Raw genomic sequence first — 21,123 nt, forward strand, 5'->3', positions numbered from 1 at the left:
TTGAACAAGCAATCCAACCGGCAATCTGCTGAATTGGTTCCACAGGGCGTTTGAACTCTCGTCTCTTGCGGAACCGCAAAGCGTTTTCGCGGGTTGTCTGTTCAAGATCCGCTTCTCCAGTCCGCGACCAGAAAGGAACCATCATGCAATCCCAGAAGACGACTGAAACCAAGCCTTCCAATGCCGATGCCAAGGAGCGTCAGCACATGGATGAAGCGCTGAACGCGCAGGATGATTCCACCAATCTGGACGCTGTCCGCGAAGCCGCCCGGCTCGGCACGATCGACACGTTCATGGTCGATGCAGATCTCGAGGACGAAGACCAGCGCCAGGACACCGACCAGCCGGACGGCCGCCCAAGCCCGATGGCAAACGCCGACAATCAGGAAAAGTAGGCCATTCCGCTCATCCCGGCCACGCCTTTGCGGCACCGGGATCAGCGGCCTTGGAACTTCCGGTCGTGTTCAAGGGTTCACCTTCACAACCATGATCGGAGCGTTTCGATGATTGCCGAAGGACATGTAACAAAGACATTGCCGGCCACAGCACCGCCCGCAGCCATGACCGGCGAAAGGCTCCTGCACCCTGTCGAGACCATGCCGGGAATGGAAGTGAAGGCCGCACCGACCCTGGCCGATGCGGACGCGGAAGCTTTTGTCGCCGCCTCGCTGGAAGAACTGGTGCAATGCCACATCCCCTTCCTGCTGGCCGGTACATTTGCCGTCAGCGCCTATACCGGCATCACCCGCCCTACCAAGGATCTCGATATCTTCTGCAAGGCCGGCGATTACGCCCGCATCCTCGCCCATTTCAAGGAAAAGGGCTACGAGATCGAGGTCGAGGACGACCGCTGGCTCGGCAAGGTGAAAAAGGGCCGGCATTTTTTCGATGTCATTTTCGCAGCCTCGAACGGCACGATGCCGATCAGCGACGCCTGGTTCGAAAACGCCCGCCAGATCGAGATGAACGGCCACAAGGTGCGGATCATCGCGCCGACGGAACTCATCTGGTCAAAATGCTTCGTGCAGCTGCGCCACCGTTACGACGGCGGCGATGTCGTCCACATGATCCTGCGCGCCCATGACCAGATCGACTGGCAGCGCCTGCTCAACCATATGGAAGTACATTGGGAAGTGCTGCTGATCCACCTCCTGAACTTCCGCTGGATCTATCCGACCGAGCGCGACAAGGTTCCCGACTGGCTGCTGGACGAGCTTCTGGATCGCCTGAAAGCGCAGCGCGAACTGCCGCTGCCGCAGATGAAGATCTGCCGCGGCCGCATGTTCAGCCGGGTGGATTTCGAGATCGACGTCAAGGAATGGGGCTTTGCCGATGTCGGCGGCGAAGGCGACCTGCGCGACGGCGTCGATGAAGCATCATTGCAAGGAGGCCCGCTGTGAACAGTGCGACAGATAAAGACAAACCCGTCGAAAAGAAGAAGGCCAATAGCAAGGCCCGTATCGCCGCCATGGGTGACCTTCATGTCAAGGAACACGGCACGGCATCCTACAAGGATCTTTTTGCCGAGATTTCCCAGACTGCCGATATCTTGGTCCTGACCGGCGACCTTACCGATCTCGGCAAGGTCAAGGAAGCCGAGCTTCTGGCCGCCGACCTGCGCTCCTGCTCCATTCCCGTCGTCGGCGTTCTCGGCAATCACGATTACGAATGCGGCTGCGTCGAGGAGGTCACCCATATTCTGAAGGATGCCGGCGTGCATCTTCTCGAAGGCCAGGCGGTCGAGATCAACGGCGTCGGATTTGCCGGCGCCAAGGGTTTTGCCGGCGGCTTCGGCCGCCATATGCTCGGGTCGTTCGGTGAGCCGGCGATCAAGGCGATGGTAACGGAAAGCGTCGAGGAGACGATGCGGCTCGAAAATGCCCTGCGGCAGGTCCGCTCCGAACGCGCCATGGTGGTTTTGCATTATGCGCCGATCCGGGAAACCGTGGCCGGCGAACCGGAGGAAATCTTTCCGTTTCTCGGCTCCTCGCGCCTTGCCGAAACGATCGATCGTTTCCCGGTCAAGGCCGTGGTCCACGGCCATGCCCATCGCGGCACCTATGAAGGCCGCACGCCGGGCGGCGCCCCCGTCTACAACGTCGCCTCGCATATCGAAAAGCCGACGGGGAAACCTTACGCCCTACTGGAGCTTTAAGATCACGGCCGGTTTCCATCCAAGCCGGCCGTGACTGTCACGAACGCTCCAAATTTCATTTGAAGAACATGTTCCACAATGGAACCTCCCCCGTCCCTCGACCGTTTGCCGGTCTCTGACAAAGGGGGACGAAAAAGAATGCCGCCCAGCCTGCCGTATGCTGACGCTGACACGGACCATGCCGACCTCGAATTCCGCGCCTTTCCAAAAACATGGGGCGCCGAATATGTCGCGGCCGGCGAGGTGCGCTTCCGTCTCTGGGCCCCCGGCCAGAAGATTGTCTCCCTCCGCCTCGGTGGCAGTGATACGGAAATGTCCCACAGCGACGATGGCTGGTTCGAAATTCTGGCAACCGGCGTTACCCCCGGCGCCGAATACGCCTATGTGCTGGCCGATGGGATGACCATTCCCGACCCCGCCTCGCGCGGTCAAAAGGATGGCGTCAACGGCCCCTCGCTGGTGATCGACCCGACAAGCTACGACTGGCAGCATCCGCAATGGAAAGGCCGCCCCTGGGAAGAAACGATCGTCTATGAACTGCATATCGGCACGTTCACGCCCGAGGGCACGTTCCACGCCGCGATCGAAAAACTCCCCTATCTCGCCGAACTCGGCATCACGATGATCGAGGTCCTGCCACTCGCGCATTTCGGCGGCAATCGTGGCTGGGGATATGACGGCGTCCTTCTTTACGCGCCTCACGCAGCCTATGGCGCACCGGAAGATTTCAAGGCTTTTGTCGATGCTGCCCATGGCCACGGCATATCCGTCGTCCTCGATATCGTGCTCAATCATTTTGGTCCGGAGGGCAATTACCTGCCGCTTCTGGCGCCGCACTTCTTTCACAAGGAACGGATGACGCCTTGGGGGGCCGGCATCGCCTATGATGCCGACGCGGCCCGCCGCTATATCGTCGAATGCCCGCTCTACTGGCTGGAGGAATTTAATCTCGACGGCCTGCGCTTCGATGCGATCGACCAGATCGAGGACATATCGGAACGGCACATCCTGATCGAGATCGCCGAACGCATCCGCACCGAGATCACCGATCGGCCGATCCATCTGACGACCGAGGATTGCCGCAACGTCACCTTCCTGCATCCGCGCGACGAGAATGGCGGCGCGCCGCTTTTTACAGGTGAATGGAACGACGATTTTCACAACGCCGTCCACGTTTTCGCGACCGGCGAGACCCACGCCTATTACGGCGATTTCGCCCAAAACCCCGAAAAACTGTTCGCCAGAGCGCTTGCCGAGGGCTTTGCCTATCAGGGCGAGGTGTCGCCGCAGAGCGGTGAAAAGCGCGGCGTCGACAGCATTGGCCAACCGCCCGCAGCCTTCGTCGATTTCATCCAGAACCACGATCAGGTCGGCAATCGCGCCCAGGGCGAGCGCCTGATCGAACTGGCTGGAACCGATAGAACAAAACTCCTGCTCGCCGCCCTCCTCACCTCCCCGCATATCCCGCTGATGTTCATGGGCGAGGAATATGGCGAGACCAATCCCTTCCTGTTCTTCACCGATTTCCATGGCGATCTTGCCAAGGCAGTGCGCGAGGGTCGCCGGCGGGAGTTCGAAGGCCATTCCGGCCATGACGGCGAGACCGTCCCCGACCCCAACGCGAAAACGACGTTTGAGGTCTCGAAACTCGACTGGGCGAAACCGAAATCCTCCGGCGGCAAGGACTGGCTGGATTTCACCAAACGCCTTCTGGCGCTTCGCCAGAGCCATATCGTGCCACTCCTTGCCACCGCCAAGGGTGGCAGCGGCAGGATCGACCGGACGGATCAGGGTTTCCTCGCCGTCACCTGGGCCTTCCCGAAAGGCATACTTTCCATGGCGCTGAATATTGGCGAGGCGCCGCAGGCGCTGCCCGATCAGCAGGGCGACATCATCTTCGCCTGGCCGGAAGGCGAGTCGCCTGACGCCAAAAAGCTCGCACCGAATTCCATCATCGTCCGTCTTGCCCCCATCACAGAGGCCCAATGACCGTTCCGACCGCGACCTACCGCATCCAGTTCCGCAACGGCATGACCTTCGATCGTGCCAGCTCCCTCGTTCCGTATCTGAAACGCCTCGGCATCAGCCACCTTTACGCCTCACCCATCTTCACCGCCACGTCCGGCTCGCCCCACGGTTACGACGTCACGAACGCCAACGAGATCGACCCGGATATCGGCGGCCGCGAAGGCTTTGACCACATGGTGCGGGCGCTCAAATCCGCCGGCCTCGGCCTGATCCTCGACATCGTCCCCAACCACATGGCCGCCTCGCTCGAAAACCCGTGGTGGCACGATGTGGTCGAGAACGGCGAAAACAGCCGTTACGCCCGTCATTTCGACATAGACTGGTCGCGCCGGCTGACCCTGCCCTTCCTCGGAGATACGTTTGAAAACGTGCTCGCCGCTGGCGATATCGCGGTAAAGCCGGATCCGAATACTGGAAAGCCGGCCCTTGCCTATTACGAAACCTTCTATCCGCTTTCCCCGCAGACCTATGAAGGCCGTGAAGCAGAGATACTGGCGATCACCGACAAAGTCGGGATCGCCGCCCTGCATGAGCGCCAACCCTACCGGCTGATCTCCTGGCGGGATGCGCGCCGGGATCTTTCCTATCGCCGCTTCTTCGAGATCACCGGCCTTGCCGGCATCAGGGTCGAGGACAAGGCGGTGTTCGACGATGCCCACCGCCTGATCCTCGAGCTCGTCCATTCTGGCGCCGTGGATGGGTTGCGGGTCGATCATGTCGATGGCCTTGCCGATCCCAAAGCCTATCTCGAACGGCTTCGGCAGGAGGCGGGCAGCGCCTGCCACATCACGGTCGAAAAGATCCTCGGCGAAGGAGAACAGATCCCCGCCGACTGGCCGATTTCGGGCACGACCGGATATGAGTTCATCGCGGCCTTGTCCGATGCGCTGGTCGACAATTCCGGCGTGGCAGCGATGCGAAAGGCTTATGACGCCTTCATCGGCAGGCCGGTCGAGATGTCGGCGGAATTGCGCAATGCCAAATTGCTGATGGCAGACAACAATTTCGCGGGCGAATTTGCCAGACTTCTGCAACTCGCAGCCGAGATTGCCAGGCTCGAAGGAAATGAGCTCCCGTCATCGCAGGAGGACATGAAAGCAGCTCTGCGCGAATTGCTTGCCGCTTTTCCCGTCTACCGGACCTATGGCACAACCGCAGGCCTTCCGGCGGAAGGAACTTCCCTGCTTGAAACAATCCTCGAAAAGATCCGAACCGGCTCGACTGCGCCGCGGCCGCAAGCGCTTGATTTCTTGGCACGCATCCTGAAGGGCGATGTATCACCTGCTGCTGCCGGAGAGGCCTCGACCTTCCGGACGCGTTTTCAGCAACTGACCGGCCCGCTGATGGCAAAATCGGTGGAGGACACGCTGTTCTTCCGTCATGCGGCAGTCCTGGCGCTCAACGAGGTCGGCGCCGAGCCGCTTCCGCGAACATTCTCGCTCGACCGTTTCCATGCGGAAATGACGGAACGCCGTAACCGGCAGCCGGACGCCCTTTCCGCCACCACGACCCATGACACGAAACGCGGCGAAGATGCCCGCGCCCGGCTTTATGCCCTGACCGAGGCACCGGACCGTTGGGCTGCAAGTGTTGCCCGCTGGCAGGCGATGAACGGCAAGGCTCTTACCACCCTCGAAACCGGCCCTGCGCCGGAGCCGGCGGTGGAATGGATGATCTACCAGTCCCTCGCCGGTGTCTGGCCGACAGACCTTGCGATCGACGATGAAGGTGGGCTGAAGGCACTCGAAGATCGCTTTTTGCCCTATCTGGAAAAGGCATTGCGCGAGGCAAAGCTGCGCACCAACTGGGGCGATGGTGACGAAGCTTATGAAAAGGCCGTGCTGAACTATGCCCGCCACCTCCTGTCCCCCGGCAATCAGGATTTCCTGGCGGATTTCACCAAAACCCTTCATCCCTTTGTCGAGGCAGGTCTCGTCAACAGCCTGACCCAGACGATCGTAAAACTGACTGCGCCCGGCGTGCCGGATATCTATCAGGGCGCGGAAGGTCTCGATTTCAGCCTCGTCGACCCCGACAATCGCCGCGAACCGGATTTTTCGCATCTCGAAACACAGCTTATGGAACGAGGCCCGCGGCTGTCCTCATCCAGCGAGGCGTCCTGGCAGAGTGGAAGTCTGAAACAGCACGTCATCGCGTCACTGCTGCGGCTTCGCCAGGAGGCGCCATCCCTGTTTCGCGAGGGCGATTATCTGCCGCTTCAGGCGAATGGCGGCCGTTCGGTCAACCTGCTTGCCTTCGCCCGTGCCGATTTCGATGATGCCGTCATCGTCATAACACCCCGTCTTGTCCTCGGCGCTCTGCACCGTGATGTCGCAGCCCGTTCGGAACAGTGGGTCGAAACCGAGGTCAATCTGCCGCCAAGGCTGGCCAATCGCCGCTATCTCGACCTCTGCAGCGGCAAGACTTATGACGCACGCGACAGGATCGGCATTGCCCGCGTTTTCGTCGACCACCCTTTCGCTATCCTCGTCGCAAGCTAGTGCGCAGCGCGTCCTATTGGGCGCGCAAGGGAGGCCTCTGCATTGTCGTTTGATAGCCTCACCCATCACCCAAAAATCAAGGCGCCGCTCCATCATGGAGCGGCGCCTTGAATCTTTACCTGAGCTTCATGTCAGGCTGAAACTCGAATGAAATCAGGCAAATCCGACGAGATTCAGAACTGCGATAACGATGACCACGGCTCCAACCAACCATACGATGCTGTTCATTTTGCTCTCCTTTAAATCTCGTGAAGTGAACGGTGCGGCGCGGGAAAAGTTCCACCGAAACGTGATGAGGATTGTCGAGGCCGTGATGCCAAATGCCCGGCCGGACAAAGCCCCGTATCAGGCTCCCGGCGTGGCGGTGCCATCACCCCGGCGCAGCTGGCGCAGGTGACTGACGATGCGCAGTGAACTCGACGCGCGCTGGGCGGAGTAATCGGAAGCCTTGGAAAGAATGTGCAGCATGTCTTCCGCTTCATCGGCGGAAATCGTACCGCGCGCTGCCAGACCATCGACCAGCATCAGCACGACGGCCTCGACCGCCAGCGCCCGCCGCCGCATTTCCGTTTCGATCTGCTCATTGTCATGCATTTCAGGCTCCTTCGTTGATTGTCGAATGTTTTCAGGAATGAATTGTTCCTGATCGACAACCGACGACCGCGAATGGAGCAGTGAGGCAGTGGGCTATACTGTGCGGCTAGGACCGCGTCGGAGGCACGCCGCGGTCCAGCTTTCCCTGCTCCGCCTTGTAGAAATACTGGCTCGCGACCAGCCATCCCTTGAGCGGCCTGAGAGGCAGGATGCAGGTGAGCAGCAGGAATGGCAGCGATACCAGCAGATGCACCCAGAACGGCGGCTGGAAGGTAACCTCGATCCAGACCGCAAGTGCCACGGCCGGCACGCAGGCAAAGCAGATGACGAAGAATGCCGGCCCGTCGGCCGGATCGGCAAACGAATAATCGAGCCCGCAGACCTCGCAACTCGGCCGCATTTTCAGGAAACCGTCAAACAGGTGTCCTTGGCCGCAGCGCGGGCATTTGCCGTGAACGCCGGTCTTGTAGGGTGACAGGGGTGGCCAGTTCGCTTCGTATGCCATGCAACCCACCTTTCGTGGTCGCCGAGAAACTCCCGCTGAGATAGTGAATATGACTGGTTCCGGCAAGCCGCAGGCATGCCGCGCGTCAATCTGTCTCTCCCCCGGTTGCAACACGACAGCGTTCTGCGCGATAGGGGAACGACAGTCGGATACGGGCTCATCGAAGCGGTCCAAACGCATCCGCCGTACAAGGAATGGTCATGGCCGAACAGCATCACGGATTGGCGATACGCGCCGCAGACCGGACGATCAGGTTGAAATGGCATCGTCTGCGCCGAAGCCTTGCCGATCCGCTCTTCTCCAGCCCGATCCTGCGCCGCGGCGCCGAACTTGGCGCATCGATGGAACTCGATTTCCGCATCCGTAGAGATCACGGCTTCGTCGCGCTTCATGATGAAACGCTTGCCCGCGAGACGACGGGGAGCGGGCTTGTCAGCCTTGCGACGGCCGATGATCTTCGCCACATCCGGGTCCTGCCGGGAAACCATCCGCCGATGCTGAGCGAGGATATTGCCGAAATGCTGGCCGGCGCGCATCCGCAGGCTTTGCTGCAACTCGACATGAAGGACAATCTGGATGCGATCGGTCCAAGGGGCATCGACCACCTGCGCTACCATTTTGCCGATGCGACCGCCTCGCTGATCATCAGCGCCCGCGATCTCGACCTGATTGTCGCGGTGAAGAAAAGCCTGCCAGACCTGCGCCGTGGCATCGATCCAACCAGCCCGCTCCTGCGAATATTGAAGGATGAGGGCGCCGCTGCTGCCGAGGCGATGTTGCACCAGGATATTCTCGGCCCAAGCGAGCCGGACACCATCTACCTCTCCTGGGAACTGCTGCTTGCCGCAGCTGATCAGGGACTGGACCTGATCAGTGTCGCTCATGATCTTGGCCGGGCCGTCGGTGCATGGACCTTCAATCTCGCCGATCCCCAAAACGGCTTCGACGCCGCCGAAGCGAAAGACTTTTCGCGCCTCGTCTCCCTGCAGCCGGACCAGATCACCACTGACGAGCCGGATGCCACCGAACGCGCCTGGACAAAACTTTGCGGCGGGGCCGAAACTCAGTCGAAGATCGGTTCGGGAATGACGTGACGCTCGACCAGCTTCAGGCTGCGGTCGGGCTGGATGATGTAGGTTTCCAAAGTCCGCTCACCCCATTGGTTGCGGAATTCATGCGGCACCTGGCTGCCGATCGGCGCCTTCATCAGCCGCGTGCGCGGCTGGCCGCCATAGGTGATGCTGCCGGGGATCGGTTCGAGGCCAGGCCTGCTGTCAGAATTGCCCGTAGTGCAGCCCGCCAGCGCGAGACCGAGGACGGTCAACAGAGCAATGCTTTTCATGATCTTTCCTTCCGAATCCCGTGTCATCGGCACCGATCGTTCAACCCGCACGGAACGACTGGGTTCCAGAGCGAGCGGGTGATTGCTGCGAAAGCCGAATGGCTCTTCCAAATCTGCCGAAACATCCGCTACACCAAGACACGATATTATTGGAACAAGGAATAAGCGTGTGACGAATTCTTTTGGAGCCCCCCCGTCTTTCGGTGCAATGTCGATTGCCGAGCTGTCCGGCCTTCTGCAGACGGGCAAGCTCGATGCGGTCGAGCTGACGCAGTCCATTCTCGAAGAGATCGGCCGCCATCCGGACAAGGCGATTTTCACCACCCTTCTTTCCGAACGCGCCCTTGAGGAAGCCGCAGCCTCGGCGAAACGTCTTCGCGAAGGCCGCTCGCTTGGCATTCTCGACGGCATTCCGATTGCATGGAAGGACCTGTTCGACATCGAGGGAATTCCGACCACTGCCGGCTCCTCCGTCCTGGCCAAGGCGGCACCTGCTGCCAAGGACGCCGCCATCGTCGACCTTCTGAAACAGGCCGGCATGATTGCGGTCGGCCGCACCAATATGAGCGAATTCGCCTTTTCCGGCATCGGCATAAATCCGATCTACGGCACGCCGAAAAATCCCTGCTCGACCGATACGCCGCGTATTCCCGGCGGATCCTCGTCCGGCTCGGCAGTTGCCGTTGCCGCCGGCCTCGTGCCGGTTGCGATGGGCACCGACACCGGTGGCTCGATCCGCATTCCGGCCGGGTTCAACGGTATCGTCGGCTACAAGGCAACCCGTGGCCGTTATCTGATGGATGGCGTCTTCCCGCTTGCGAAAAGCCTTGATGCGCTGGGTCCGCTCTGCCGCACGGTGCAGGATGCCGTCTGGATCGATGCCGCGATGCGTGGCGTCGGCACGCCGATCACGCCGCGCAAACCCGCCCGCCCGCTCGAAATCGTCATCCCGACCAATGGCGTTTTCGATGGCGCCGAACAGGGTGTGATCGATGCATTTGAGGCTGCTGTCGAGCGGCTTGAAAAGACCGGCGCACGGATCACCCGCCTCGCCTTCCCTTCCTTCGACCGCCTGCCGCAGCTCGTTGCAGCTTATGGACCTCTGGTCACCGCCGAAGCCTTTGCGCTGCATCGCGAACGGCTGGCCGGCCCCGATGCCGCCGGCATGGACCCGCGCGTCGTCGCCCGCACCAAGCTCGGCGAGCGCACGACGACGGCCGATTATCTGGCCATTCTCGACGCTCGCCGCCAGATGACGGCTGAAACCGAGGCGCTGGTCGGCGACCGCCTTGTTGCCTTCCCGTCCGTTGCCCATGTTGCCCCGCCGATCGCGCCGCTTCTGGCCGATGACGAAACCTTCTTCGCGGCAAACGGAAAAACCCTGCGCAATACCGGCTTCGGCAATTTCCTCGATTGGTGCGGCGTCTCCATTCCCTGCGGCACCGGCGATGCCGGCATGCCGGTCGGCTTCCTCCTCTCGGCAATGGCCAATCAGGATGAAGCACTGCTGGCCGACGCCATGGCACTCGAGGACGTCATCCGCGGCTGATGAAACCGTGAAACATCTGCGGACGGCCAGCTCAGGGCCGCCCGCAGGCTACCTGTCCCAGGATAACAGGTATCTTGGAGACACGCCGGCCTCAGAAACCGGCCGGCTTCGGCTCAAGCGGCGTCAGATGGCCGCCGTCGATCTTGTAGAGGCCGATCTTGCGCTCCAGCGCGCCGCTCTTGGCAAACCGGAACAGGCCCGTGACGCCACGAAAACCCGTCTTGTTGGTCAAGGCATCCGGCGTCAGAGCGCCGCCCCCCTGACCACGGACAATGCCCGCAACAATGCCGACACTGTCATAACCATAGGCGGCATAGACCGAGAGCGGCCGCCGGTTGAAACGGTAATAACGTTCTCCGATCAGCCCCGTGCCTTCCGGATCGAAAGCGGCGATGATGACATTGGCAGCGGCGGGCTCCGTATAGATCTGCTGCGGCCAGCTGCTGGTGCCGATGATCGTCAGCTGCGGATAGGAGGCGCGCAAACCCTTGACGGCAAGCCCTACCCCACCACCATCACCCATGACGATCGCAGCTCCGGCATCGGCAAGCAGGGCCTTGTTGGCAGCGAGCAGATCGGTCAGCGCAATGGCACCCGCATCATACCGGACGACGCCGGAAAGCGCACCGCCGGCCTGCCCGATCAACCGGCGCAGCCGATCTTCGTTCGGCGTCGAAAAACCTGAAGGCGCGAGCAGCGCGATCTTCTTGCGGCCGGAGGCGATGGCCGAGCGGGCGCCGCGCGCGGCGCTCTCCACCTCGTCGATTTCGAAATTGAACACCTGCGGCGCGACGATGGGCTGCGCAAGGTTGAGGATCATCGGCCGCTGGTCGGCCGGGATGGCGGCAAGCGCGGCAACGGTAGCCTGCGGTGCATAGGTGATGATCATCGCGGCGTTGCGGGCGCGGGCAGCAGCAACGGCCGGCGCAACCGCGGCCGGACCGGCGGCGAGATCAACGACCTTGATCTTCATCAGGCTGCCATCGTCGAGTTCGCCGACCGCCAGGGCGGCGCCATCACGAATATCGCGTCCGGTCGCGTCGTAATAACCGTTCGGCGCCTTCGCCATCATCAGCGTGATTTCGATATTGCCGCGGCCAAAGGTTTCTTCCACCAGCGAGGGCGGCGGCTTCAGCTTGGTATCCTTGGGTGCGTCCTCCGCCATGTCATCGGACTGGCAGCCTGCAAGGGCAGCTGAAATGAAAAGAAGGGCGGCAATGCTCTTCAGCGGCAATCTGAAGCGCGGTGCCCGGCCGAATTGGAGAAGATCGAGAAGCATGTCTGAAGACTGAAGCCCGATAATGCCGAGGCAATTGCATGGACCATTCCATGGCCTTCTGGTTGTGTTCCATGCTAGCCGAAGGCCATAGCCTTAACAAGCTATTCTATGGAACATAAAATTTTATACGTTTTTTCCGAAATAACTTATACGAAGATTATCTATATAAAACAACGAGATATTGAGAGCGTCTTGGTAGTCTTCCTTTCAACAAGGGAGATAAACCGTGGCAAACAACAAGAATAAAGCAAAGACCATAGTTCTTAGCGCCATGCTTCTGTGCACGGCGCCGCTCGCAGCGCAGCCGGCACCTTTCCTGGTGCCGAAGCCGGGCGTCGCTGCCACGGCCGCCACGATCGGCGCACGGATGCTCGGTTATCTTCCCCAGCCTGCGTCCCTGTTTGTCACCCTGTCCATGGCGGGCATCCGCTCGGCCCTCCCGGCTTCCTTGCCGACTGCCAACCCGGCAGCCGTCGCATACACGCCGGCACCGCAGGTCCCGAAGAAGCAGCCGGTGGTCGATGTCGCCCTGAGACCGAGCGATCTTTCCGCTATCCGGCCGCAGCTGCAGCCGACGCCCTTCCCCGTGGCACCGCCTTCCACAATCTCGCCTTCGGTTGCCCCGTCCAACGGCGCGGCCTTTGACAGCGTCGCCATTCCCTTCAAGCGGCTCGCTGCTCTGAAGAAGCTCGCACCGGCCCTTGAAGAAATGCAGAACGGCACGGCGCTCGCCTGCAGCGGCAAGGCCTGCTCTGCAGCCTTCACCACGCTCCAGCCGATCCTTGTCAGCAGCGCCCAGAGCTCGATGCGCGACAAGCTGAACATGGTCAATGCCATGGTCAACGGCGCCATCCGCTACCGCCCCGATATCGAGACCTACAAGGTTGCCGATTACTGGGCCACGCCGAGCGAAACCCTTGCCAGACAGCAGGGCGATTGCGAAGATTTTGCGATCCTGAAAATGGCAGCCCTGCGCGCAGAAGGCATCGATCCGTCAAAAATGTCGATCGTCGTCCTGTTCGACCAGAAGCGCCGCTTCTACCACGCCGTCCTTTCGGTCGATGTCGGCGGTCGTTATTTCATCCTCGACAACATGCGCAACCAGGTTCTCGAAGATACCCAGCTTCCCGATTACCAGCCGCTCTATTCCATCCGTGACGGCAAGGGCTTCCTGCACGGCTCGCGCCGCAAGGACCAGAACGTTGCCGCCGTCACCTCGCTGGAAAAGATCGCACCGGGCGAAGGCGAATATTCCGGCCTGTAAGACGAAACGGCCAAGCACCGAACAGGAGCGCCGGCCCAGAACCGGCGCCTCAGCTTGCGAGCGTCAGCCCTCCATAACGGCTGATCTCGTTCTCGATTTCCGCAACCAGCGTATCCAGCGCTGGATTGCGGACTTTCCGACTGCGGCGAACCACATAGGCAAGGTCCGGCGGCACCGGCAGCTGGCGGGTGACGATCACCATATCGGGCCGCAAATGCCGTTCGTTGAGAAGCGCCACACCGAGGCCGGAGATAACGGCTGCGACAATCCCGGCAGCACTCGAACATTCGAACACGGTTTCGAGCAGAAGATCGCCATCCTGCGCAATATCCAGTGCCCAGGTTCGATAAAAACAGGCGTCGTCAAAAGACAGGAATGGCACCGGCCCCTCTTGAGGAACGACGAAATCCCCATTCCTGACCCAGTGAAGCTTTTCGCGAAACAGCAGGATATCGGTCGGACGAACCTCATGGGCGAAAACCTGGACGATCGCGGCGTCGAGTTCGCCCCGTTCCAGCATGGCCCGCAGGACAAGGCTCATCCTGACCTTGGTACGCACGCTGACTTGCGGATGCAGTCGCCGGAACCGCCCGAGGATGCGGGCAAGATCCGTACAGGTCGTGTCTTCCGTCAGCCCCAAGGAGATCCGCCCGGCAATCGCCGTCTTCGTCAGGCTGAGCAGCGCTTCGTCATGCAGGCCAAGGATCCGCTCGGCATAATCGAGCAGGTCCTCGCCCGCCGCGGTAAACATCGAGGCTCCCGGTTTGCGGCTGAGGATATCGCAATCGAGACTGGTCTCCAGCCGCTTGATCTTGTGGCTGACGGCCGATTGCGACAGGCCGAGCGCCTCGGAAGCACGCGTAATCCCGCCATGGTTTCTGACCGCCCAGAGCACGCGCAGCGCATCGATTTCCAGCCGCCGGTTGTTGAGTTCGCTCACGCAAATCCTCTCTCGCTCGTTCCTGCTCAACTTTATGCACGTAGCAGAGAGAGCCGACAAGTTTTCATCGATATTACGACTGAAATGTCATGACCTGATCGAAATTTGTCATGTGCCGAAAACCCGGCTTTCCCCTATGGCTGGATGGTAATCCCGTCTCCAAGAGCATGCCATGACCGAACAGACCCTTCACCAGGCCGAACCAGGCCGGCACCCTTTCCTCTGGCCGCTTCTGGCAACGCTGCTCATCATCGGCTGGAGCTCGGGTTTCGTCGGCATCCGCTTTGCCAGCGAAGAGGCAAGCGTCGCTCTGCTGCTGTTCTGGCGCACGCTTCTGTCTGGCCTGATCCTTCTGCCTTTCGCCATCCTCATCGGCCCGCGCCTGCGGCTGCGGGGCGTTCTGGAACAGGCAGCCTTCGGCGTCATGTCGGTCTTTCTTTATCTCGGTGGCTTTGCGCTTGCGATCGAACAGAGGGTGCCGACCGGGCTGGTGGCGCTGATTTCCGACCTTCTGCCGCTTGCCATCGCCTGCCTGTCGCAGCCTGTGCTCGCTGAACGCCTGTCCTTGCGGCAATGGATCGGAACCGCGATCGCCGTTTCCGGCGTCCTGATCGTCTCGCTCGAAAGCCTGACGTTTGGCGAGGCGCCGCTCTGGGCCTACGGCGTGACGGTCGGCTCGATGCTGATCTTTGCGCTGGCCTCGGTCATCTACCGCCGGCAACGCGCGCAGTCGCTGCCGATCCACCAGAGCTTGTGCATCCAGACCCTGACCGGCTCCGTCCTGTTCGGGCTCTGCGCCCTGTGGCAGGGAAGCCTTGCGCCGCCGCTCACGCTGAATTTCGGGATCGGCATGGCATGGCTGGTGCTGATCGCCACCTTTGCGGCCTATTGGGTCTATTATACCAGCCTGCGCCTGTTTCCGGTCGCACAGGTCAGCGCGGCGATCTATCTCAGCCCGCCGGTGACCATGCTCTGGGCCTGGGCACTGTTTTCCGAACCGCTGACGACTACCATGTTCATCGGACTGGCCGTGACATTCGTCGGAGTCTGGATGACCTCGCGCGCCTGACGCGGCACAGACGAAAACCGGCAGCGAGCGAAACGTCGAGATTTCTCAGTAACGGGAAATATAGCCGATCAGCATCGGCTTTTCATGCGCCGGGGCAAGCGCAAGATTGATCTGCCCCTTGATCACATGTCGGCCGCAGGTGATGGTGAAACCGGTATTCAGCGTCTTGCCGCGGTTCGACTGCAGCGTTTCGAGCGCGTCCTCGATCTGGGTATCGATCAGGAATTTCAGGCTCTTCATCACCTGCAGCGGGTCCTCGCCGATCAGCTTGTGACGCAGCATGGTGACAAAAGGATCGTTGAAATATCTGAGGCGCTTTTCGAGTGTCAGTACCACGGTCGGCGATGGCGAGGCCTGGACGAGCGCATTGAGATTGTCGGTCGAGGAAATATCCTCAACGGCCGCAAGCCGTCCCAGCGCCCATTTGAGGCTCAGAACCCGCAGAAGCGAGGTGAGATTGCCGGCCTCCTGCATCTGGCTTGCCGCATATTGCACCACGTCACCGGTCGTTACCTTGCCGGCGGTCGACATGCGGCCGAGGCCTTCCCAATAGATCTTTTCGAGCCGAATCCCGCGTCTTTCGCCATTGCGATCGACGACCGCACGGAAACGGGGCTCGACCTCTTCCTGATCAATGACAGGAAGCGGCTCGTGCTCCGGATCGACGGCGGCCGTCGGCAGGATTTCGGATTTCATGTGTTTGCCCTTATCGCTCGGTCAGCGCTTCGGAACGCGCCCGGTTGATCGGCTTCATCAGATAGCTGAGCACGGTCTTCTTGCCGGTCATGATTTCCGCAGAGGCGATCATGCCCGGAATGATCGGATAGGATTTTCCGTTGCGCTCCAGTTCGGACTTGTTGGTCTTGACCTGCACGAGGTAATAGGTCTCGCCCTTTTCCTTCTCGACGATACTGTCGGCGGAAACATTGGTCACCTCGCCTTCGAGGCCGCCGAAGATCGCGAAATCATAGGCCGTAATCTTGACGATTGCCGGCTGGCCACGGCGCACGAAGGCGACATCGCGCGGCGAAATCTTGGCTTCGATCAGCAGCGTATCGGCAGTAGGCACGATGCCGGCGACGACACGGCCCGGATCGACATAACCGCCGATCGTGTTGACTTCGAGCGTATTGACGATGCCATCGACCGGAGAGCGGATGTCGGTGCGCTTGACGCGGTCGGAAGCGCCGCGGATCGTCTCGTCGATGACCGACAGTTCGGCCAGCGCTTGGGCCTTGTCGGTAAGCGCCTGCTGGCGGATTGCCAGCAAGATTTCGCCGACCTGGAGCTTGGCTTCGTCGATCGCGCCGCGCAGGCGCGGCAGGCTTTCCTGATAGACCTTCAGCTGGCCCTGCTGATCGGTCAGCTGGCTTTCGACGGTCAGAAGCTGTGTCTGGGCAACGAGGCCCCGCTTGGCGAGCGGACCATAAAGATCGTGCTGCTTCGTGGAAGAAGCGATGTTTTGCTCGAGGCGATCGATATTCGCATTCGCCTCATTAAGCTCGTTCTGGCGCTGCATGACGCGGCCCTGCAGAACATTGAGCTTGTTTTTGTAGCTGTCCTTGTTGATGTTAAACAAGTGTTCTTCGTTGCTGCAGACATTCTGTGCAACGTCCATCACTTCCTTCGGGCAGACGAAGGGCTGGTCGTATTCGCCCTTTTCTTCCATCTGCAGCCGGGCAACCTTCGCACCGAGTGCGCGCGCCTTGGCAACGGATTCACCGAGCGTCGATTCCGTCGTCGTGTTGTTGAGCTGCACGATGAGATCGCCCTTGCGGACGATCTGGCCGACCTGAACGGCGATTTCCTGCACGATGCCGGCTTCGGACGACTGGATGATCTGTGTCTTGGAAACCGGAATGACCTTGCCTTCGCCGCGGGCGATCTCGTCGATATCGGCAATCGCCGCCCACGAGATCAGCACCGTCATACAGGCCGCAACGAGGCCGATCAGCATTCGTGCGAAGAAAGGCGGCTTGTCCTGAATATTTCCGCTCATGCCCGTCCTCCCTTCTGCATTGCCTCGATCACCTTCGCCTTCGGTCCGTCCGCGACGATCTTGCCCTTGTCGATCACGACAAGCCGGTCGACGAGGTCGAGCATGCTGTATCGGTGCGTGGCGATCACCAGCGTCGTATCGCGGCTGAACGCGGTCGACAGCTTGTTGAGCAGATGGCGCTCGCTGGCGAGGTCCATCGCGCCCGACGGCTCGTCGAGGAAGACGATCTTCGGCTTGGTCAGAAGCAGACGCGCGATTGCCAGAGCCTGCCTCTGGCCGGCCGAAAGGTTGTTGCCACGCTCGCCGACAGGCATGTCGAAACCGCGCGGATGGTTGGCGACAAATTCCTCGACGCCGGTCATGCGGGCAACCTCGAGCAATTCCTCATCCGTCGCATCGGCCCGGCCGATCAGAAGGTTTTCCTTCACTGTGCCGGAGAAGAGGTCGGAAGACTGGCCGGCAATTGCCACCGCCGAACGCACCTCGGCCATGTGATATTGACGGATATCGACGCCATCGATCATCATCCGGCCGTCGGACGGCAGGAAGAGCCCGTCGAGAAGCCGGCCGAGCGTCGTCTTGCCCGAGCCGATGCGGCCGATAATGCCGACCCGCTCGCCCGGCGCAACGCTAAGCGACAGCTGGTTGATGACGGGATAATCCGAGCCCGGATATTGGAACGAGACGTTCTGGAAGCTGAAACCGCCGCGGGTGATCTGGCGATTGACGAAGCCGACCGTCGAAGGCCGATCTTCCGGCTGCTTCATGATCTGGTCGAGAATGTTGAGCGACATCATCGCCTGGCGGAAACGGGCAAGCGCCATGGCGATCTGCCCGAGCGGTGCCCCGGCGCGGCCGGCCAGCATCACGGTCGCGATGATCGCGCCCATTGCCAGATGGCCCTCCGAAAACTCGTAGGTGCCGGCGATGACGATCAGCACGCTGACCATCTGCTGCACGAGATTGGTCATGTTCACGGCATTCGAGGATATGTGTTTGATATCCTCGCTGGTGCGGCTGGAAAGCTTCATCAGCTCCTGCCAGCGGCGCAGCATGCCGGCTTCGGCGCGCAGCGATTTCAGCGTCTCGATCGTCGAGATCGTCTCGACAAGCAGCGACTGACGGCGCGAGGCCTCGTTTGTGGCAGCCGCCATGCGGTGGCCGATCTTCGCCTGGGCATGCAGGCCGATCAGCACGGAAAGGACGAGCGCTACCGCCGGAATAACCACCAACCAGCCCGAAATCAGATAGATCACGGCAAGGAAGATGAAGACGAAGGCCGTATCGATGAAAAGGCCGATCGTGTTCGACGTGAAGAATTCACGCACGAACTCGTATTGCGTGACGCGGTTGGCATATTCGCCGGTCGACATCGGCCGCGACGCCATCGTCGCATTCAGCACCTTGTCGAAGATCATCTGCGACAGGCGCAGGTCGGCATTACGGCCGGCATAATCGATCAGCGACGAACGCGCGGTTTTGAGAAGGAAATCGAACGTATAGGCAAGCGTGATGCCGAGCGCGAGGACCCAGAGCGTCGGAAACGCCTTGTTCGGCAGGACGCGGTCATAGACGTTCATCGTGAAGAGCGGCGATGCCAGCGCGATCAGGTTGATGAACAGCGCCGCCAGGATCACCCGCATATAGGTGCGCCAGTAGGGAACCAGCGCCCGCATCAGCCAGTGACGCCGCTCGAATTCGCCCGCGGCGCCGACAGACGCGTTTTCGGAACCGTTCTGATAAAAAAGCGTGAAGGCAAAGCCGAGTTTTGGCCTGAGCGCGACGAATTCCTCGCGGGTCAGCGTTCCGGCACCTTCAGAGGAGGTCGAGATATCGGTGACGTAATTGCCCCCGTCATCGACTTCGAGCAACGGTAGCACGCCGCCATTTTCGAAGACGATGATTGCCGGACAATCGAAATTGCCGTCCTGACACTCGCGTTCGCCATGGCGCATGACTTCGAGGCCGATACGCTGGGCAAGATGTTCGACATCGTCCAGCTCAAGCGATTCCGAAATCTCGTCCGGCAGGCCGGAGAAGAGGACGATGTCCGATGTCGGGCGCCCGTAAAAGCTCGCGACGGACCTGAAGGCAGTTTTAAATGTCCTAAACGACCTTGTTTCTGCTTGGTCCAGCTTTACGTTCAGCATCATCCTCGCCAATCCAGTCTACGGCATCGCCATGCCCGAAAATCGGACTCGACTTTCGGGGAGCACGATGCTGCAGTTCAAAAGATCTAGCGCGTCCTGTGTGCGTCCGAATGGACGCACGACGCACTAGCGGATGGGCGCCAGGAGATCCATTGGCAGGCCGGCCTTCTGACGCGAGTCAAACTCCGTATAGCCAGGGTTCACAACGCCACCCGGTACAACAAACTCACTCCGGGCATAAGCCTCGGCCTGCGCGACGGGCTTCATCTTCATCGATTGAAGCAGACTGCCGGACGCAGCGAGGATCTTATATTCTGCGAAAAGCGACGCGAACTTCGCGGTTTCCGCAAGAATGCTGGTATTGAAGCGCGTGTTCTGCGCGTCGAGAACGTCGAGCAGCGAGCGCTGGTTGACCTTGAACTGCTCGCGGTAGGAGCTGACAAGGTTCGCATTGACCGAGGCCTGGCTGCCGAGAATGCCGGCCAGCTTGGCCCGGCTCACACGCTCGTTCCAGGCTGAACGGACGGATTCCTCGACTTCGCGATGCGCCTGGGCAAGGCCATAACGCTGCTCGCTGGCGCGGCGGATCTGCTCCTGTTCGCGGGCGGTATCGATGCCGCCACGATAGAGGTTCCAGCGCGCACGGACGCCGACCTGAAAGTCGTTCGTATTGCCCTTGTCGCCATCGACGTCGTTGCCGACGCGAGCGCTACCCTGCAGGTCAACCTTCGGCAGGTAAGCCGACTTTGCACCACGCACACCGGCATCCGCCGCATCGACGTCAGCATCGGCCGCATGAACCTGCGGGCTGTTCGTCTTGGCGATCGCGACGGATTCGTTGAGCGTCTTCGGGATATACTTTGCCAGCGAGATCGGCATCTTGACCGAGCCGATCGGCTCGCCGACGGTCTTCAGGAAGCGGATCTTGGTTGCTTCGAGTTCCTGCTGGGCTTCGACGAGGCGCGCACGTGCAGCCTCAAGCCGCTCACGACCCTGCAGCCGGTCAGCGTCGGTCAGCGCCCCGCCTTGGATGCCCTGGCCGATATCGCCGACGATCTGGTTATGCGCGGAGACGTTCTGCTGCGCGATGCCGACGATCTTCGACTGGAGAATGTATTCGAGATAATCCTGCGTAGCCTGCAGGGCCAGCGATTCCGACCGTTCGACGACACGGAACGAGGCACCATCGACACGCGAGGCCTGCTCCTCGACCTGCGCACGACGATTGCCGCCGTCGAACAGTGTCTGGGTGACCGTCAGGCTCGTATCGGAAGAGGTGAAGTATTCATGGTCCTTTGTCAGCGTGCCCGTCGAGCTGTTCGACAGGCGCCGGCGGCCCACCCCCGCTTCAAGATCGATCGACGGCAGATAGAGGCCACGAGCCTGGCGCAGTTCGAATTCGACCGCTTCCCGGTTCTGGACGGCCTGCATGATCTGCGGGTTCGTCTTCAAGGTTTTCGCAACAGCTTCATCAAGCGTCATCGCGTTCGCAGGTGCACAAAAAGCACCCGTCAAAGCTACAGTCGCCAACAGCGCCGCGTAAATTCTTTTTCGCTTAAACAATCTGACGCCCCTCGCCGAATTAAGTCCCACGGCGGTATTCATATACTGCAGCGAAATTCTTGGGAAGTATTATCACCTTGGCTTCAGCTTCCAAGCCCTACTTAATATATTCCGCAATCCAAGGTTAATCACGCAAAGATTCCTCTGCATCTATATGTTTTCAATAAGATTTTTTTTCATCTGAA

The 21,123-nt window shown here is 60.6% G+C and carries 18 protein-coding genes; 9 read left to right on the forward strand and 9 right to left on the reverse strand.

Annotation, left to right across the window (positions count from 1 at the left end):
- Positions 1–143: 143 nt before the first annotated feature.
- From FHW37_RS14905 to treY, 5 genes are all read left to right on the forward strand, one after another.
- Positions 144–395: a hypothetical protein gene (locus tag FHW37_RS14905; protein ID WP_145637764.1), complete on the forward strand. Its 252-nt coding sequence runs from the start codon at positions 144–146 to the stop codon at positions 393–395.
- Positions 396–560: 165 nt separating this feature from the next.
- Positions 561–1,400: a nucleotidyltransferase family protein gene (locus FHW37_RS14910; RefSeq protein WP_145638069.1), complete on the forward strand. Its 840-nt coding sequence runs from the start codon at positions 561–563 to the stop codon at positions 1,398–1,400.
- 68 nt (positions 1,401–1,468) lie between these two features.
- On the forward strand, positions 1,469–2,155 hold the full coding sequence (locus tag FHW37_RS14915; RefSeq protein WP_145638071.1) for a metallophosphoesterase family protein: 687 nt from the start codon (positions 1,469–1,471) through the stop codon (positions 2,153–2,155).
- A gap of 138 nt (positions 2,156–2,293) precedes the next feature.
- A complete protein-coding gene (gene treZ / locus FHW37_RS14920; RefSeq protein WP_145637766.1) occupies positions 2,294–4,144 on the forward strand; it encodes a malto-oligosyltrehalose trehalohydrolase in 1,851 nt (616 codons plus the stop codon).
- Positions 4,141–6,684 (forward strand): malto-oligosyltrehalose synthase, encoded by a 2,544-nt coding sequence (gene treY / locus FHW37_RS14925; RefSeq protein WP_145637768.1) that lies wholly within the window; start codon positions 4,141–4,143, stop codon positions 6,682–6,684. Before treZ ends, treY begins: the two co-directional genes overlap by 4 nt.
- A gap of 345 nt (positions 6,685–7,029) precedes the next feature.
- Here treY and FHW37_RS14930 read toward each other — a convergent pair whose 3' ends face one another.
- Both FHW37_RS14930 and FHW37_RS14935 read right to left on the reverse strand, forming a co-directional pair.
- The gene (locus tag FHW37_RS14930; protein ID WP_145637769.1) at positions 7,030–7,278 is read right to left on the reverse strand and encodes a hypothetical protein; all 249 of its coding nucleotides are present in this window, start codon (positions 7,276–7,278) and stop codon (positions 7,030–7,032) included.
- A gap of 106 nt (positions 7,279–7,384) precedes the next feature.
- Positions 7,385–7,783 carry a DUF983 domain-containing protein gene (locus FHW37_RS14935; RefSeq protein WP_145637771.1) on the reverse strand — a complete coding sequence of 133 codons (399 nt, stop codon included), beginning with the start codon at positions 7,781–7,783 and terminating at the stop codon, positions 7,385–7,387.
- A gap of 200 nt (positions 7,784–7,983) precedes the next feature.
- Between FHW37_RS14935 and FHW37_RS14940 the strand changes: the two genes are divergently transcribed.
- On the forward strand, positions 7,984–8,877 hold the full coding sequence (locus tag FHW37_RS14940) for a glycerophosphodiester phosphodiesterase (protein ID WP_145637772.1): 894 nt from the start codon (positions 7,984–7,986) through the stop codon (positions 8,875–8,877).
- On the opposite strand, the gene FHW37_RS14945 is transcribed toward FHW37_RS14940, so the two are convergent.
- Positions 8,847–9,125, reverse strand: coding sequence for a hypothetical protein (locus tag FHW37_RS14945; RefSeq protein ID WP_145637773.1), 279 nt, complete (start codon positions 9,123–9,125; stop codon positions 8,847–8,849). The genes FHW37_RS14940 and FHW37_RS14945 overlap by 31 nt on opposite strands.
- A 208-nt stretch (positions 9,126–9,333) precedes the next feature.
- On the opposite strand from FHW37_RS14945, the gene FHW37_RS14950 reads away from it, so the two are divergent.
- Positions 9,334–10,674, forward strand: coding sequence for an amidase (locus FHW37_RS14950; protein ID WP_145638073.1), 1,341 nt, complete (start codon positions 9,334–9,336; stop codon positions 10,672–10,674).
- A gap of 91 nt (positions 10,675–10,765) precedes the next feature.
- Here the strand turns inward: FHW37_RS14950 and FHW37_RS14955 are convergent, their stop codons facing one another.
- Complete coding sequence (locus FHW37_RS14955) at positions 10,766–11,953, reverse strand: ABC transporter substrate-binding protein (RefSeq protein ID WP_145637774.1); 1,188 nt, start codon at positions 11,951–11,953, stop codon at positions 10,766–10,768.
- 226 nt (positions 11,954–12,179) lie between these two features.
- Here FHW37_RS14955 and FHW37_RS14960 point away from each other — a divergent pair, with 226 nt between their 5' ends.
- Positions 12,180–13,217 (forward strand): transglutaminase-like cysteine peptidase, encoded by a 1,038-nt coding sequence (locus FHW37_RS14960; protein WP_246690776.1) that lies wholly within the window; start codon positions 12,180–12,182, stop codon positions 13,215–13,217.
- A 49-nt stretch (positions 13,218–13,266) separates the two neighbouring features.
- Here FHW37_RS14960 and FHW37_RS14965 read toward each other — a convergent pair whose 3' ends face one another.
- Entirely contained in the window at positions 13,267–14,157 is an 891-nt protein-coding gene (locus tag FHW37_RS14965) for a LysR family transcriptional regulator (RefSeq protein WP_145637775.1), read from the reverse strand.
- Between the two features lie 172 nt (positions 14,158–14,329).
- Between FHW37_RS14965 and FHW37_RS14970 the strand changes: the two genes are divergently transcribed.
- Positions 14,330–15,226 carry a DMT family transporter gene (locus FHW37_RS14970; RefSeq protein ID WP_145637776.1) on the forward strand — a complete coding sequence of 299 codons (897 nt, stop codon included), beginning with the start codon at positions 14,330–14,332 and terminating at the stop codon, positions 15,224–15,226.
- A gap of 45 nt (positions 15,227–15,271) precedes the next feature.
- On the opposite strand, the gene FHW37_RS14975 is transcribed toward FHW37_RS14970, so the two are convergent.
- The 4 genes from FHW37_RS14975 to FHW37_RS14990 form a co-directional block, all read right to left on the reverse strand.
- Positions 15,272–15,922, reverse strand: a complete 651-nt coding sequence (locus tag FHW37_RS14975; RefSeq protein WP_145637778.1) for a ribbon-helix-helix domain-containing protein — start codon at positions 15,920–15,922, stop codon at positions 15,272–15,274.
- Positions 15,923–15,932: 10 nt separating this feature from the next.
- A complete protein-coding gene (locus FHW37_RS14980; protein ID WP_145637780.1) occupies positions 15,933–17,225 on the reverse strand; it encodes an HlyD family type I secretion periplasmic adaptor subunit in 1,293 nt (430 codons plus the stop codon).
- Positions 17,222–19,375, reverse strand: coding sequence for a type I secretion system permease/ATPase (locus FHW37_RS14985; protein ID WP_145638076.1), 2,154 nt, complete (start codon positions 19,373–19,375; stop codon positions 17,222–17,224). The genes FHW37_RS14980 and FHW37_RS14985 overlap by 4 nt, the downstream gene beginning before the upstream one ends.
- Positions 19,376–19,501: 126 nt before the next feature.
- Positions 19,502–20,857, reverse strand: coding sequence for a TolC family outer membrane protein (locus FHW37_RS14990; protein ID WP_145637782.1), 1,356 nt, complete (start codon positions 20,855–20,857; stop codon positions 19,502–19,504).
- Positions 20,858–21,123: the final 266 nt, after the last annotated feature.

Source organism: Neorhizobium alkalisoli, assembly GCF_007829835.1.
Lineage (GTDB): Bacteria > Pseudomonadota > Alphaproteobacteria > Rhizobiales > Rhizobiaceae > Neorhizobium.

What these genes read in the sequence shown, in the direction of transcription:
- FHW37_RS14905 (WP_145637764.1), top strand. Translation starts at nt 144, where the DNA reads ATGCAATCCCAGAAGACGACTGAAACCAAGCCTTCCAATGCCGATGCC.
- FHW37_RS14990 (WP_145637782.1), bottom strand. Translation starts at nt 20,857, where the DNA reads ATGACGCTTGATGAAGCTGTTGCGAAAACCTTGAAGACGAACCCGCAG.
- FHW37_RS14950 (WP_145638073.1), top strand. Translation starts at nt 9,334, where the DNA reads ATGTCGATTGCCGAGCTGTCCGGCCTTCTGCAGACGGGCAAGCTCGAT.
- FHW37_RS14980 (WP_145637780.1), bottom strand. Translation starts at nt 17,225, where the DNA reads ATGAGCGGAAATATTCAGGACAAGCCGCCTTTCTTCGCACGAATGCTG.
- FHW37_RS14975 (WP_145637778.1), bottom strand. Translation starts at nt 15,922, where the DNA reads ATGAAATCCGAAATCCTGCCGACGGCCGCCGTCGATCCGGAGCACGAG.
- FHW37_RS14910 (WP_145638069.1), top strand. Translation starts at nt 561, where the DNA reads ATGACCGGCGAAAGGCTCCTGCACCCTGTCGAGACCATGCCGGGAATG.
- FHW37_RS14940 (WP_145637772.1), top strand. Translation starts at nt 7,984, where the DNA reads ATGGCCGAACAGCATCACGGATTGGCGATACGCGCCGCAGACCGGACG.
- treY (WP_145637768.1), top strand. Translation starts at nt 4,141, where the DNA reads ATGACCGTTCCGACCGCGACCTACCGCATCCAGTTCCGCAACGGCATG.
- FHW37_RS14915 (WP_145638071.1), top strand. Translation starts at nt 1,469, where the DNA reads ATGGGTGACCTTCATGTCAAGGAACACGGCACGGCATCCTACAAGGAT.
- treZ (WP_145637766.1), top strand. Translation starts at nt 2,294, where the DNA reads ATGCCGCCCAGCCTGCCGTATGCTGACGCTGACACGGACCATGCCGAC.
- FHW37_RS14970 (WP_145637776.1), top strand. Translation starts at nt 14,330, where the DNA reads ATGACCGAACAGACCCTTCACCAGGCCGAACCAGGCCGGCACCCTTTC.
- FHW37_RS14985 (WP_145638076.1), bottom strand. Translation starts at nt 19,375, where the DNA reads ATGCTGAACGTAAAGCTGGACCAAGCAGAAACAAGGTCGTTTAGGACA.
- FHW37_RS14930 (WP_145637769.1), bottom strand. Translation starts at nt 7,278, where the DNA reads ATGCATGACAATGAGCAGATCGAAACGGAAATGCGGCGGCGGGCGCTG.
- FHW37_RS14945 (WP_145637773.1), bottom strand. Translation starts at nt 9,125, where the DNA reads ATGAAAAGCATTGCTCTGTTGACCGTCCTCGGTCTCGCGCTGGCGGGC.
- FHW37_RS14935 (WP_145637771.1), bottom strand. Translation starts at nt 7,783, where the DNA reads ATGGCATACGAAGCGAACTGGCCACCCCTGTCACCCTACAAGACCGGC.
- FHW37_RS14955 (WP_145637774.1), bottom strand. Translation starts at nt 11,953, where the DNA reads ATGCTTCTCGATCTTCTCCAATTCGGCCGGGCACCGCGCTTCAGATTG.